Raw genomic sequence first — 16,142 nt, 5'->3', positions numbered from 1 at the left:
ATCAGGCGCGTTCCAGCATACTGACAAAGAGGTCCAGTAAAGCTTCTATCTTTTCAGGATTTAAGCGGGGCGTATGTTCCAGCGAGAAGGCCAGTACGCCCTCTTTCTGCTGAATAGTAAGTATGATATCGAATATACCATTGGCGACGGCGGGTTTGCCGTTCAGGCTGATCAATGGCCAGGTCATCTCGTCTTTTGTCGTCGGGCGGATTACACTGTCCGCCTGGAAAACCAGTTCCGGATGTGCTCTCTGTAAGGCAGCAGTACTATATAACTGTTCTTTTGTTTCTGCACGATGTACGGGAACAGACAGGCGTTTCAGCTTGCCTTCTCCTTCATATAGGTGAAACAGTACATCTCCGGTTTCAGCTGATTTGCCTAGTGCGTAAGCGAAAGTACCAATGCAGATATCTATTTCAGAGATACCACAGGCGATCGCGGACGCACTTACACTGGCACTTGCTTCTTCGCTTAAGGCTACAAATAACTCAGCGGACGGCGTTTCTGCACCGAAATAGTCAGCCGGGAAGTGAATCCCTGTACCTGCCAGACTCATACCTGTTGTATCATCTGTACGGTCGATATGTGCCGCCAGTGCAGCTATATTGATGTGTGCGAAAAGATCGGTTATGGTCAGAGAAGGGAAAAACTCGTTCAGCGTGATATTCACCTGTACGAGCAGCAAGGAGTTACCACCCAGTTCGAAGAAGCTATCTATTGTGCTGATATCATTTCTCTTTAACACGTCCTGCCATACTTTCAGGATAATCCGTTCGGTCTCATTTACCGGTGACACCTGTTTACTACGACGACGCGTATTCTTTGTTGCAAGAGACGCTGATAATTCCTGCCTGTTCAGCTTTCCATTTTCATTTACCGGCATCACATCCAGGGGTATGATATCCGAAGGGATCATATATTCAGGCAGATAGGCTTTCAGAAAATTAATGATGGCTTCTGAGCTTACCTCTTTTCTGGTCTCTGCCAATGTATAGAAAGCCACCAGTTTTGCATGTTGATCACCTGCTGCACGTTGCAGCAAGACAGCTGCTTCATGGATATCAGGATAATTCGCCAGGCATTTTTCGATCTCTTCCAGTTCTACTCTGTATCCTCTGATCTTTGCCTGGTTATCTTTACGTCCTTTCAGTTCAATCGTACCATTACCTAAGTAACGGCCATAGTCTCCGGTTCTGTAAACGCGACCATTCACGGCCAGGTCTTTGCTGACGAACTGCTTTTCAGTCACCTCTGGTTTATTCAGATAGCCTTTTGCTACACCGGGTCCACTGACACAGATCTCTCCCCATACACCATGCGGTAACACGTGCAGGTATTCATCCAGGATCAGCACTTCTGTATTTCTGATGGGGCGACCGATCACGGGGCGGGCAGCAAAAGAAGAAAATGTTTCTCGACGTACACGGTGGAAGATGCAACCTACGGTACTTTCAGTCGGTCCGTAGTGATTCACGAACAGCGTGTCGGGATAGTCCGCAGTAAAAGCAGCGATATCTGTCGGCCGGATCATTTCTCCACCGAGAAATATTTTCTTCAGCGATAAGCGGTTCGTATTGTTGGTAACATTCAGCAGCAGATGAAATAGTGAAGGCGTTAATTTGATAAAACTGATCTGCTGTGCGGCGAGGTAATCATATAATTTTTCCGGCATTTTACTATAGTCTTCGCCGGGGATATGCAGTGTAGCACCCCATGGGATAGCACCCCATATGGCGGTGTATCCCAGGTCAAACGCATAGGAGGTTACCAGGATCGTAGCGTCACCTGCGCCAAATTGAAAGTCATTATGCAGCCAGGTGGCGTAGTTAGCGATTCCTTTGTGTTCGATAACGACACCCTTAGGCTGTCCGGTGGTACCGGAGGTATACATAATATAGGCTGCATCTGATCCGTTGATGGAGATTTCCGGTGCGGGCGCAACGGGCAGCATATCCTGTTGTATATCAAAAGCGAACAATTTCCCTTTGAATGAAGGCAGCTGGGCCAGGTATTCTGTTGTTGTCAGCAATACCTCTACACCTGCATCATCGAGGATGTACTGTAGTCTGTTAACCGGCCATGCAGGATCAAGCGGTACAAAAGCGGCGCCTGCTTTCAGTATGCCCAGTATACCTGTCAGGATCCATTCGCTGCGTGGCAACAATAATGCGACTGGCTGTCCTTTTGTGACCTGTTCTTCTGTCAGCAGATAGTTTGCCAGTTTATTGCTTTCGTCATCCAGTTTTGCGTAGGTATATTGTATACCACGGCTTACCAGTGCAATTTGTTCCGGCTGCTGTTGTGCCTGTGTCTTGAAGAGATCCAATACGGTTGTGGTATCTTCCGGTATTGCTACTTTGGCAACTGCGGGCAAAGGCAGTTCTATGTCTGCGATACGACGATCCAGCAGGTGTTGTATTTCGGACAGCAGATATGCATAGTGATCAATAAACTGTTGTCCGATGAGTTTTCCTTCTCTGAAACCGTTCACCTGCAATTGCACTGTGAGGGCGCCTTCATTTTCACGGATCAGCAGTTTCAGTCTGCTTTTATCAGCCAGCTGTGATTGTTCACTGGCTGTTTCGTGCTGAAATGCGAAGCATTGAAGGCGGTCAGTATCGACGCCTTTATTTTCTGCCGCTCCCAGCAATGCATAAATATCTATATCACGTTTCTCCAGTACTGCCATCAGTTCCTGTTGAAAACCGGTAATCATCTCTTTGACTGTTGTGTCTTCACTGATTGCGCTGGCATAAAACAGCAGACGCTCTGCTGATGATGGAGAAAACAGTTTCAGATCAGCTGAGGTGATCAGGCAGTTTTTACCGAAGTAACGATATAAGAGAAAAGAGTAAACAGAGAAGAACAATACGTACGCTGAAATATCATTCCGGGCTACCTTACGAAGGTCTTCCACTACGCTGCCGGGTATTTCTTCAGACAGCAGTAAGGGCAATTCTTTCTGTTCTTCCATATAATCCGCTAACCAGTCATTCTGTACGGTAATTTTTTTCAACCAGTACTCAAAGGACTGTTTTTGTATGGCGGCGTTTAATATTTCCATAATGAGGTATTTAGCGTTTGGTTAGAATATTTTTATGTAGAACCGGTAGCCGACGGCTACCGTGGCCCCCCTCCCTTGTGGTACAAGCCACAGAACAGGGGCGTCATGTCACCATAGCGTGTGAGAGAGGGCCACGGCACACGCGGCTACCGGGCAGAGAGGTCTGTTGCAGTTAATTGAAGATAATCGGGGATCACGGGAACGGTCACACCGTCGTGCACCAGCTGTACACCACCATTTTCGAGTTTACCCAGCTCTTTAAAGCCGGCAAATTTGTAGGTGATATACATCTGCCGGTTACGTGATGTAGGCAGGAAATCAGCATAAAGCGTCTTTCCGTATTTAACGGCCTGCTGTATAATGTATGCCAGTAATACGGAGCCAACTCCCCTGGACATTACGCGGCAGGACATTAGCAGGAGGTGAATGTTCCAGGCATCCCCTGCTGTCTGTAACATGGATACACCTATCTTTCCGTAGGTTCCATATTTGTCGGTCAGTTCGCACACCAGTACACGATAACCATCGTTTTCCAGCAGCTGCTGCAGTTCTTCATAGGTATAAGAGTAACCGGTTGCATTCAGTTGGTTAGTGCGGACGGTTAACTCTTCCACACGCTGAAGGTCTTTTTCTTCTGCAAGGGCTATATTGAATTGCAGATCCAGCTGACTGAGGAATGAATGGTTGTCGGTAAACTGTTCTTCCTCCTGTTTACGTAGTTCATCTGTCACGTACATCATCCGGCGTTTTGCGGATTCTTCCGTGATAAAACGTGGAATAAAGCGATCATCAGCAGAGATGCCTCCTATCACATCCACATCAAAACAGTTGACTTCATCGAGTACAGATTTTACTTCATCTCTCTCGAACGGCTGATCATCTATAAACGCAATAGCGTCATAACCTATATTGAGGGTTTCTTTAATCGCTCTGATAGAAGCGGATTTCACGCCCCAGTTGACCTGGGGAAGCAAAAAATATTCAAGTAATCCGAATGATTCCAGCTGGCGCAGTGCATCTTCCGCGTTATTCTTACTCGCTACGGTATTGATGATTCCCCTTTCATCCAGCAGGCGGATGGTATCGGCTATCCCTTCTCTTAACCTTAGCTGGTCATTTTCTGAAAGAATGCCATGCCATACGGTTTCGTCCAGGTCCCATACGACGCATTTAATACATTTCTTTTCCATGTTGCTCAGGCTTTAAGTAAAATTGAACTCCATACGGCCACAGGACTATTATTCATCAGCAACACATGTTCCCCCGGACGCACCAGGTCCTGCTCCAGTGCTCTTGCATAATTGCAGATAATATCACCGGGACCCAGATGTCCCAGCTCTGTCAGGTTTTCTCTGCAGACGTCTGAAATACGGATGCCCAATGCTTCTTCATAATAGGCGAATGCCCGCATAGAGAGATTCTGCATCATGAAGTGGCTGACATCTGGTTTCGCCAGTCCGTTTGTTTCCAGCAGGTCATTATTGAGTTTAACAAATTCATTTCTGCTTTCAAGTGCCAGTTCGAATGCATAAGATCTTATACTGGCGCATTCTTCCCTGAACTCCGCAAAACTTTTGTCTTTATAATCTACTTTGAAGAGATTCCAGTAGCGACCATTGGTCTTGATTTTTATATCCAGGATCCTGTTCTTTTCAGTACGGGACAAGAGCAGGGCGATGCCTGCGTCACCATTGATCGTCACCGGATATCTGAATCGACTGGGCGCATACGGTTTGTTACCGTAGCAGATCAATGCATGTTTGATCTGGGTATTGCCCTGCATATATACCTGGGCGAGTTGCAGCGCCATAGAGATGTCAGCGCAACCGAGGTCTGACAAGGAAAAGAAGACGGCGTTGCGTGCCTGGAGGTCATGTTGCAGGCGACCTGCCTGTGAACTCACCAGGTACTCAGGTAAGCGGCTATGTATATAGACAATCAGACCGATATCAGCTGCAGGTACGCCGGATTGGTCCAGGACCTTTACTGCTGCCTGTTTCGCCAGATCATAAGCGCTATGTGCTGTGGCGTTGTAAACGCTGTTGATGCCTGCCCCTGCAAAATATTCGTGTTCTTCTTTTTTCAATGTGCCGGCATTCAGCAGGCTGCTGACAGGTGTTTTGTCTCCAATTATAACTGTGGCAATCTGGTTAATTCCGATCATGGGGCTGCTTGTTTAATCTTCCATAATAGCTGACAGGTCAGTAAATCCGTAGTCGCTGATCAATACCTGCTGCATTTCAGCGGAACCTTCGATGATCTCCATGATTTTGGCATCCCTGAAACATCGCTGTACTGCGCTTTGTTCGCTACATCCCAGCGCACCGAGTATCTGTACCGCTTCTTTTGCAGCTCTGTTTGCGGCAGCCGCTGCATAGTATTTGGCGAGCGAGGTCTGAATGAGCGCATTGGTCTGCTTTTCCTTTCTGAGGTAAGCAGCATTGTAGCACAGCATACCGGCGGCCTTTGCTTCCGCTATCATATCTGTTACTTTTAGTTTGATCAACTGATGATCCTTGAGAAAAGTACCGAACTGGCGACGGCGGGAAGCGTGTTCCATACTATGCTGGAGGCAGCTTTTCAGGATACCCAGGCTACCTAATGCAACACTGAAGCGACCGTTATCGAGGGCTGTGTTCACAATTGAAATAAAACCGAAGCCTTCCTTTCCGAGCAGCGCATCTTCCGGTATTTCACAGTTACTGAATGTAACGTGTGCGATCATCGATGCCCTGGTTCCCAGCATACCCTGTACAGGTGTTACCTCTACGCCTGCCGTGTGTCGATCTACCAGGAAAGCGGAGATCTTATCCGCATTCCTGGCAAACACCAGGTAGACATCTGCCAGTTGCCCGAAGGTGGTCCAGCGCTTCTTACCGTTCAGGATAATTTTACCATCCCGTTTTTCGTAAGTGGCGGCTACAGATTTAGCATCCGATCCGGCTTCAGGTTCTGTGAGGCAGAAAGCAGCGATTTTTTGTCCGGTAGCCAGCAAAGGCAACCACTGTGCTTTCTGCTGATAAGTACCCCAACGCAATACTGTTTCGGATACCAGGGAGAGGTGTACGGTGAGCAGGCTGCGGGCGGACGAACAAGCCCGCCCTATTTCCTCATGCATCAGGCCTGCGATTACCTGATCCCATCCCCGGCCGCCGAATTCTGTAGGGATCGTAGCTCCCAGCAATCCTTCAGCGGCCATTTTCTTCAGTAGTGCGTCCGGGAATACCTGTTCACTGTCATATTGTTCCGCTATGGGTACAATCTCGGTGTCAGCGAATGTCCTGAATGCCTGCCGTTGTGCTTTGTAACAGCTGTCCTGTTCTATACGTACCATACCTGAGCTTTAAGCAGTAACCCTTTCTTTCAGCTTTCGCTGTATAAAGGAGGTAATGTTATTAAGGGTGTTGAAGTTGGAAATCTCCAGATCTTCATTCTCCACAGTGAGGGAGAATTTCTTTTCCATAAAGGTGATCAGCTGCATGGCAAACAGGGAATTCACGATGCCCAGTTCAAAAATATCATCGGTGTCAGTGAATACTTTTCCGTTGTTGATACTTTGCTGCAGATAAGCGGTTACTTGTTCTTTGATGTCGCCCATAACTTTTTATTTGACGGATGATTAGTTAATACTGTAATTATAAAATCCCTTTCCACTCTTCCTTCCCAGCATACCTGCATCCACCATACGTTTCAACAGTATACAGGGGCGGTACTTGGAATCGCTGAAGTTGCCGTATACCACGTTCATTGCCTGAAGAATGGTATCCAGTCCGATCAGGTCGGCTGTTTGTAATGGCCCCATGGTATGTGACAGACATTCACGGAAGATCTGGTCAACATCACCGGCAGTTGCGACACCTTCATGCACACAATAGATTGCTTCGTTGATATAAGCGAGCATGACACGGTTGCTGATAAAACCCGGAGAGTCGTTTACTACGATCCCATGCATCTGCATACCGGCCAGGAACTGCTGTGCTTCCTGAATGACGCTATCGCTGTTAAACAGACCTCTTACCATTTCAACCGCCGGCATCATATGTACGGGGTTAGAGAAATGTAGACCGATCACTCTTTCGGGGTTTTCGAGACAAGCGGCCAGTTTTGTAATGGAGACGCAGGAGGTATTGACGCCAACAACGACGTTATTGCCGATGATACTGGAGATACGTTTGAATATATCCAGCTTGGTGCTTTCCAGTTCGGTGGCATTTTCAACGATGAAAGTACATTCTCCCAGATCAGCCCAATCATTGGTAAAGCTGATATTGTCCAGGAACTTACCGCTTGCAGTGCCTGCGGGCGTTTTTCCCTGGCGCTGCATAACGATATCAAAGCGTTGCAGCTGTGTGATTTTAGTACGGGCATCTGTCAATACCTGTTCAGAGATATCCAGCAGCGTCACTTTGTGTCCGAATTTCGCACACTGAAAAGCGAGACCCTGTCCCATAATACCGGCGCCGATGATGCCTACATGGTAGTGCTGAAAGTTGTTATCCATGGATAATCTGTTTGAATGCTCAAAAATTGAAGTCGAATGCTATTTTGTCTTTCACCGTTTCGGTTTCGGTGGCTATATCCAGACAGAGGTCTCCTGTCCTGACAGCGGGATTTTGAATGCACTGTTCTATGAGTGACCGGAAACGCTGAGACAATAACAGGATCGTATCGTCTTTGAAAATGGACGTCTTATAAAGGAAGCCGATCTGCAGGCCGTCATTCAGTTCTGTAACGTGCAACCAGATATCAGCTTTTGCTTTATTGAAACCGGTAGCATATTCTTCTATTTCAAAATCCAGGGACTGACCATTATCGGCTGTCAGACGGGTATTCCAGGTGAATCCTGTTTCAAAGACGTTCATACTATCGCGTAGCTTCAGCTCATCCACGAGAATATCAAACGGGTATGCCTGATAAGTGTAATCTTTGAATACCTGTTCCTTTACTTTTTCCAGCAATTCGTTAAACGGCAGGTCCTGATCAACCTTTGTATAAAGCAGCAGGGTATTGAGATAATTACCTATCTGGTTTTCCAGGTCTGTATGTTCTCTTCCACCTACTGGTGTACCTACTACGATATCTGTGCTATCAGCATAAGCGGCGAGCAGTATCTGATAGATCAGGAGTGTATTGATGAACAGGGTGCTGTTATTACCTAGTGCCTTCAGTTGTGCGGTTATGTCCGCAGGCAGGAAAAACACGTTGTATGCGGCTTCGAAATTTTCCTGTATCGGACGCGGATAGTCGAAGTGTTTTTCCAGCGAGATGGGTTGCACTCCTCTAAGACGGTCTTTCCAGTAAGCTTTATGGGCATCGAAGTATCCCTTACGGATGCGCTCATTCTGCCAGGCTGCATAATCTTTATAGTGAATATTCAGGGCCGGTAAAGCAGGCGTCTGTTGTTGCAAAGCTGCGCTATAGCATTCCAGTACCTCATTCCGTAATATTTCCATTGAACGGCCGTCCGAAGAGATGTGATGCAGGACGATCATGAAGATATATTCTTCATCAGCTACCTGGTAGAGATATGCCTGTATCACAGGACCTGTAGCCAGATCGAATGCTTTTCCGGCAGCTTCTCTTACTTTTTCAGTCGCCAGTTGCGCTGCATCCGGCTGATCTCTCAGATCATGTACATGCAAGGAGAATCCGGTTTCTTCCAGTGGAAGTACTTTCTGTACCGGTACACCTTTCTGCAGTGTAAATACTGTCCTGAGGCTTTCGTGTCTGTTCACAAATTGCGACAAGCCAGTTCTCAGGGCGTTGATATCTACCTTTCCTTTCAGACGGTAAGCTGTGGGAACGTTATAGGCTTCTCTTCCGGCTACGGGCTGATGCAGAAGCCAGAAACGCAATTGTGCGTGGGACAGTTCGGTGTATTCAGCATCCTGTATGCGCGGGATATCGCTGGCCACCTTTACTTCCTGTGTCTGGCGGATGGCATCAATGTGTGCTGCGATACCACCCAGCGTACTGTTTCTCAGCAGTTCTTCTATCGGAAGGGTTACATTCATCTGTTGCTCTATTCTGTTGAGCATCCTGATAATGTTCAGGGAGTGACCACCCAGTTCATAGAAGTCATCTTCCAGGCGTACCTGATCCAGCTTTAATACTTCGTGCCAGATACCTGCCAGCTGTAGTTCCGTAGGACTGAACCCATTGGCGGTCTTTTCTATGAACGCTGCAAAGTTGCTCTCTGTATCCTGTTCTTCACCTTGCAGTTTTTTGATCGTACCGATTTTGAAGTATGGGTTGATAATAAAGTTTCTGAAGTCCGCTTTTACTACAATAAAACGTTCCTGCCGTTGGCTGAGTGCGCTGAAGAATGCCTCTATACCATCCGCGGAGGTGATAGGTGAGAGATAGGAATAACGCAGCGCTACTTCTTCTGCAGATTGCAGCAAGGTTTTCCTGTAGGATAATCCTGTCTCTTTCCAGTCAGGCCAGTTAATACTGATGAAGTTACGGCCTTTGTTACGCCAATAAGCAGCAAAAGCATCCTGGAAGATATTGGCAGCTGAGTAGTCAGCACTGCTGCTGGCGGGTACCAGTGCGCCAATGGAAGAGAATACCACAAAAAATCCTGGTTGCAGCGAACGGGTATGTTCTTCAAGGAGAATAGATCCCTGTACTTTAGGCGCGAAGGTATTGTTTACATCTGCGATGTTGCGCTTTTCAATGGCAACCCCGCTACTTCCGATACCGGCACTATGAATCACACCTGCCAGCCGGCTGAAGCGTTTTTTGATGTCAGCAAACAATGTCTGCATATCGCTTTCATTGCTGATATCGGCTGTGAAGTAATGTACTTTACTACCCAGTTGTTCCAGCTTCGCGATCTGGCCTGCAACATCTGCTGCGGAGCGTCGACCGATGATCAGTAATGTCGCTTTTGCACGGGTAGCCAGTGCCGTGGCCATTTCGTATCCGATACCACTATGTCCACCAGTAACAAGGTATACCCCCTGTTGTTCCAGCTGGTAAGGATTGCCTGTCTGCTGTACTTCATCCACGCGGTTCAGTTCCTGTACATAGCGTTTACCATTACGGTATGCTACGAAACGGATCACTTCGTCGCCGGACAGCTCTTCCCACAAAAGCGTGGCAATACTTTGCGGTGTTGTTTTTTCGCCGTCTACATCCACGCAGGTAGTCCGAAGCGTATAATATTCCGCCAGGGAAGCTTTGATCATACCCGGGGTCAGTGCCGCCACGGGAGAGAGCTGCGCATCATCTGCGACTACGGCGTGTACGTTGGCAGTCAGTACTGCCAGGTTGAAATTGGTTTTAGTGAAATATTTTGAGAATGTTTTACATGCGTTGAATAATCCATAGAAGGCAGTCTGTAGTTGTGCAGCTGTTGCTGTAAGTGCCGGCGCCATTGGTTTAAAGAACCCGCTCAGATAGATGATACCATCCAGGACGCCATAGAGCGCGTGCAGACTGTCTGATAACAACCGATAGTCCTTCTCTTCTGTGTAGTTCACACGGAACAGCTTATCCGACACCATTTCAAACTCATTACCGGGACTCACACGGACGCAACGGTTACCTTTTTCTTCCAGTAAAGTGATCAGTGCATCAGATACTCCTTCGTTATCTGTGAAGACAAGCAACAACCGGTCTTTGAATGAAGTGATGCTTTTATCTTTTGCCGCAAGCGGAGTCCAGTGTAGTTTGTAATACCAGTCATTCACTGTTTCTTTCTTTTGCCAGGTTGGCTCGGTGAACCAGCACCTGGTTTTTTCAAAAGGATAAACAGGACATTCTACTTTCTGGTAAACCTTACCTGCGTAATGCTCGTCCCAGTCGACAGCCACGCCATTATTATAGAGACCGGACAATAAGGTAATCAGATCTCCCTGTGTTCCCGGATGACTGACAATTGAGCCGGATCTGATGTCCAGTTCTATTGCCCAGTCTTTTAACAGGTCAGTCATTGTAAGATCGGTTCCCAGGCCCAGGAACAGGGGGGCTTTCTTCTCCAGGAGATTCTTTACAATTGCCCTGAATTTGTCCTTATCAGCGGGTAAACGTTCAGTATCTTCTTTCAGAAGGGCAGGCACCGCTTCCAGGGTTAACTCACCTCTGAGTACCCGGGATACATATTTACCAATACCAGCGCCTATTACCACCGGGAATTTGATACCAAATGCCTGCAGCTGCTTACACAAAGCATATTTCGTAGCAAATACCAACATGTCTTCTTCCGGCTGCATGGCAGGAAATCCTGGACACAGGCTGTTAAAAGTCGCCGCAAATACAGGATACGCTTTGTTATATGCAGCGAGAGTCTCGACAGGTAAACCGCTGTTACCCAGCAACAATATAATTTCACGCGTTGTCAGTTCCTGACTGGCGGGCGTATAATCATTCAACTGTTGCAGCAATGCTTCTTTGCTGTCAGCAGTAAAGCACACCCTATAATCATAATCAGAACGACCTCTGTTAAGCGTATACAGCGCATCTGCCCAGGAGTCGTTTATTCCTTTCAGGAAGCTGCTTATGTTAGCTGTATATTGCTTTAAGGCTGCGACTGATTTCGCTGACACTTTCAGCAGGTAATGCTCCGGTGCTGTCTTTGTAGAGGTATTTTCATATTCCTCCAGTATGATATGCGCATTGGTACCACTGAGTCCGAATGCGCTTACACCACATCTCCTCGGACTCTTTTCTGATTTCCAGTCCTGCAATGTGTCGTTCACATATGCATTGGTATTTTCAAAGTCGATGTATGGGTTGGGGTTATTAAAATGCAATGAAGGGAACAGCTCTTTATTCTTCAGCGATAGTACGGCTTTAATAATACCACCAATACCCGCGCCGCTGCCGAGGTGTCCGATATTACTCTTCAGTGCACCTACTGCACAGGTTTTACCTTTTACGCCATGCTTTTCGAAGGCTTCTGTGATCGCACTGAACTCAATCGGATCACCGAGTTTGGTGCCTGTGCCATGCGCTTCGATATAGCCGATGGTAGCCGGATCAACGTCTGCATTTTTCCATGCCTGTTGTATCACCAATGATTGTGCCTGCGGACTTGGTGCCAGGATACCGTTTGAACGGTTACCGTTGTGGGCACTTGCGCCACCTTTTACAATTGCATAAATGGTATCATGATCACGTATCGCATCTTCCAGGCGTTTCATGAGAATAAGGCCGCCACCTTCTCCGGGCACAACGCCGTCGGCACTTGCATCAAATGCTTTGCAGCGGGCTTCCGGACTATAGGTACCCAGGTGACCGTGGTCGGTTACCTTTGCCAGGTTAATATTGATACCCAGACCACCAGCGATGGCATAGTCTATATCACCTTTCACCAGCTTATCATAAGCTTCTGTAACAGCAATGAGCGATGAAGCACACGCTGCATCGATCATCATTGTCGGTCCCTGCAGGTTCAGCCAGTTGGAAATACGGCCATAAATCATGGAGCTGAGGGTACCTGTGAAAATATTTGGATTATCATCGTAGTTAGCCAGAAGATAATACTGAATAGCGGCCCATGTACGGCAAGCCAGATAGACAGCTGTATTGGAGCCATTCAGGTCTTCCGGTTTATAACCGGCATGTTCGATGGCTTTCACCGCCATTTCAAGACAAAGGCGTTGTGAAGGCTCCATCATTTCCGCTTCACTCTTTGATATCCGAAAGTATTTATGGTCGAAGGTGTCGGTCCTTTCCAGGTAGGCAAACGGACGGTACACCAGGGACATATCGAGGCTGGAAGCCCCCAGGCGGGTCTCTGAAACAGGACGAACACTGTCACGTCCTGTTTTCAGGTTTTCGTAGAACGCGCCAAGATCGTCCGCTTCCGGGAATACGCCGCTCATACCAATAATGGCGACATCTTTACTATTGGGCATTACTTGCTTTTTTAAAATGAAGGGAATTAGATTTCGAAGCCAGCAACAGCGGCTTCCGGTTCTTCCTGTCCAAGGAAGCGGATGATAGAAGAAATTGTATTGTAGCGGAACAGGTCAGTGAGTGTTACCTTTCCGGGGAATATTTTTGACAATTCTCTCAGCATAAGGATCAACTTGAGCGAATTGCCACCAAGGTCGAAGAAATTGTCATGGATACCAATTTTGTTTACACAAAGTATTTCTTTCCATAACCGGGCAATCTGTTTCTCCAGTTCCTTCTCGGGTTCAACATATTCAGCACTGGCTGCTCTTTCCAGTGGCAATTCCAGCAATGCTTTACGGTCTATTTTACCGTTTGGCGTCAGTGGGATTGCACTTACCTGTACAAAGTATGCAGGTATCATGTACTGCGGCAGATGCCGGGTTAAAAACTCCTGTATTTTGTTCTTTTCAAGTGGCTCGTCTGCACTGAAGTAGGCGGCCAGACTACCCTCTCCCGTTGCCTGCGGTACGTAGAGAACTGCGGCATCCTGTATTTCAGGAAACAGTATCAGTACGTTTCTGATCTCTTCCGGTTCGATGCGATAGCCGTTTATTTTCACCTGGAAATCTTTCCTGCCCAGGAACTGTATTTCACCGTTCAGGGTATAGCGACCCACGTCACCGGTTTTGTACAATTTCGCGGCAGGGTCCAGCGGGTGAGCGATGAACTTTTCCTGATTCTGTGTGGCACCATTCAGATAACCAATGGCTAATCCGGCGCCAGCTACGCAGATTTCGCCGGTACTGCCATAAGGTAATATGCAGTGTTGCTCATCCAGTATAAAAATGCTGTTGCCTGTTACCGGTTTACCTATAACAGGGCTTTGTCTGAATGTCTGAAAATCGGCTGCCTTTATACGTCTGGAAGCTGTACCAATAGTTGTTTCTGTAGGGCCATAGTGGTTAACGAAAGTAATAGACGGGTTTAACGCGAAGTACGTTTCCAGGTCCTGCGGCCTTATTGCCTCACCCCCCAATACGATCAGCTTCAGTTTCAGGTCAGGCGCCATGTCATCAAATCCGGGTTCATTCAGCAGCAGGTTGAAATGCGATGGAGTCAGCTTTATAACCGTAACTCCTTTCTCCGACAACAGATTGCAAAGACCGGCGGTATCCAGCAGCTGTGTTTCTTCCAGCAACTGAACCTGGCCACCACTTAATAACAGGGGCCAGAGATTTGTAAAACCAAGGTCAAAGGCAATGGATGAAAACAACACCGAAGTATCTTCCGATGTAATATCATAAACAGTACTGAACCAGCGGCTGTAATTTAACAAGGCCGCGTGGGAGATCAACACCCCTTTAGGCTTCCCGGTTGAACCCGATGTATAGATCAGGTAGGCCGCTGAAGCGGGACTGATATTGATCTGCGGAGCGGTGATCAGGGTTTCAATACCTCCGATACCGTCTTCCAATGCCCAGTGTTGTGTGATGCCCTTCAGGGCTGGTATTAACTGAGACTGCGTGATCAGCACCTTTGCAGCACTGTCCTGCAGAATGAATTTTACTCTTTCTTCCGGCGCGGCAATATCCAATGGTAAAAATGCGGCGCCAGCCGCCAGAATACCCATGATAACAACGACCATGTCGACAGATCTTGGTATCTGGAATGCTACGACATCGCCGGGTTTTATACCGTACCTGCGTATCAGGTGATGGGCGTATGCATTTGCCTTTTCATTTAATTCGGCATATGTCAGCAGCTTATGTTTGAAGCCTACCGCGGGGCGGTCTGCCACAGCAGGCAACAAGGATTCAAAGTAAGCCGGTATAGACAGGGCGGCAGGGTCATTATTTACAGTTATACCCGGCAGGTACATGTTATCGACGATGTGCGCATATTCCTGTTGGGTACAATTACGAATATCTGCCAATGTTCCTGTTCCGTCTCCGGTGAGTTGTTGCAGGATATAAGTGAAACGTTCCCTGATCAACAGTGCCTGTGCGTTGTTTAACACAGTCGGATCATAATAGAGTTCGGCCACCAGACCTACCGGACTATACTCATAACAAAACAACTTCAGGCTACATGGTTCTGTATGTACATAAATACCATCCAGTAGGGCCTTTACATGAATCGTCAGCGGATGTTGCAACTCATGATATTCGAACAACAGATCGAACTTCACGGCATCCTGCCAGCGTTGTTGTCCGGGAATATTAAAGTAATAGTCCTGCGACTCCGCAATCATTTCTGTTTCTGCAGCCACACGCTGTAAAACAGCCTGTATCGTATCTGTCTTTGCAAGCGTCGTTCTGAAAGGTACTGTTTTAAACAGCGGACCATTAATGGAGGTGAAGGCATCATAGTGACGGCCATTTTCGACACTGCCTATTACGAAATTGCCGGTGTAGTCCATATAGTCCGCCAAGAGTATTGTCCATGCTGTTTTCAGCAGCACAGCGGGCGTTACTGATTGTTCTGTACAGCAATGTTTAATATCAGTCTGTAAGGCGGCATTGATATCCAGGGATAATGTCAGCGGTCTGGATGATCGTTTATCATCCGTTTTTGGAGTGATGCTGAATGGCAACTGGTGGTGATGTTCCTGGTTATTTCTTCTCTCAAGCCAGAATTGCTCCGCCTCTTCATTGTTTTCATCCATCAGTTCCTGCTGCCATTGTGCGAACTGTACATAAGGGTAGTTTTCGTTGTTCAGTAATTCGCAAAGACCATCAATGGCGGCCAGCAGGTCATTCACGATATTCATAATCACACCGGTGTCACCTGACAGCGCGTTGATCTTTATTAATAAAAGACACTCAGCGGGCCGGGTCTTTACGATGGCTATTTCCGTCAGTATATCCTCTTCAGCCGGTTCTGTACCGGCAGCCAGTGATTCAAAGAGGTTATCGGTTATGACGGTTTGCATATCGCGTTCTTCCAGGGAGATATCGGTCACCTGAATTTCATAACATTTCTTCCAACCGGGCACCTGAAAAGGGTACTGCATGTGTACTACCTGTTCGAAGCGCGTTTGGAAGATGTCATGCGCCTCCAGCTGTTTTTCAAGTAGCGTTTTAATGCTGCCGGGATCAGTGACGCCAGTAATACGGAAGGAAGCCAGTGAGTACAGCGGACCATTGTCAGCCTGCAGACGCCAGGTACGTTTCTGCAGGGGTGACAATTCGAATCCTTTTATATTATTTTCCATGATAACTGGTTTACT

General features: G+C 47.3%; 8 protein-coding genes. All 8 read right to left on the bottom strand.

All coding sequences use genetic code 11. From position 1 onward, the window contains the following. Position 1: 1 nt before the first annotated feature. On the bottom strand, positions 2–3,064 hold the full coding sequence (locus tag CPIN_RS16940; RefSeq protein ID WP_012791059.1) for a non-ribosomal peptide synthetase: 3,063 nt from the start codon (positions 3,062–3,064) through the stop codon (positions 2–4). 146 nt (positions 3,065–3,210) lie between these two features. Further along, positions 3,211–4,254, bottom strand: coding sequence for an HAD-IIIC family phosphatase (locus CPIN_RS16935; RefSeq protein WP_012791058.1), 1,044 nt, complete (start codon positions 4,252–4,254; stop codon positions 3,211–3,213). Between the two features lie 5 nt (positions 4,255–4,259). Then, positions 4,260–5,228, bottom strand: a complete 969-nt coding sequence (locus tag CPIN_RS16930; protein ID WP_012791057.1) for a 3-oxoacyl-ACP synthase — start codon at positions 5,226–5,228, stop codon at positions 4,260–4,262. 12 nt (positions 5,229–5,240) lie between these two features. Continuing rightward, positions 5,241–6,398, bottom strand: a complete 1,158-nt coding sequence (locus CPIN_RS16925) for an acyl-CoA dehydrogenase family protein (RefSeq protein WP_012791056.1) — start codon at positions 6,396–6,398, stop codon at positions 5,241–5,243. 9 nt (positions 6,399–6,407) lie between these two features. After that, positions 6,408–6,662, bottom strand: a complete 255-nt coding sequence (locus tag CPIN_RS16920; RefSeq protein WP_012791055.1) for an acyl carrier protein — start codon at positions 6,660–6,662, stop codon at positions 6,408–6,410. A 21-nt stretch (positions 6,663–6,683) separates the two neighbouring features. Further along, positions 6,684–7,565 carry a 3-hydroxyacyl-CoA dehydrogenase family protein gene (locus tag CPIN_RS16915; protein WP_012791054.1) on the bottom strand — a complete coding sequence of 294 codons (882 nt, stop codon included), beginning with the start codon at positions 7,563–7,565 and terminating at the stop codon, positions 6,684–6,686. 19 nt (positions 7,566–7,584) lie between these two features. After that, on the bottom strand, positions 7,585–12,930 hold the full coding sequence (locus CPIN_RS16910) for an SDR family NAD(P)-dependent oxidoreductase (protein WP_012791053.1): 5,346 nt from the start codon (positions 12,928–12,930) through the stop codon (positions 7,585–7,587). 26 nt (positions 12,931–12,956) lie between these two features. Then, the gene (locus CPIN_RS16905) at positions 12,957–16,127 is read right to left on the bottom strand and encodes a non-ribosomal peptide synthetase (protein ID WP_012791052.1); all 3,171 of its coding nucleotides are present in this window, start codon (positions 16,125–16,127) and stop codon (positions 12,957–12,959) included. Between the last annotated feature and the right edge of the window lie 15 nt (positions 16,128–16,142).

Origin of the sequence: Chitinophaga pinensis DSM 2588, from assembly GCF_000024005.1 — a bacterium.
GTDB classification, from domain to species: Bacteria; Bacteroidota; Bacteroidia; order Chitinophagales; family Chitinophagaceae; genus Chitinophaga; species Chitinophaga pinensis.
Note: the sequence above shows the minus strand (reverse complement) of the source record. Positions and strands in the feature narration are given on the sequence as shown.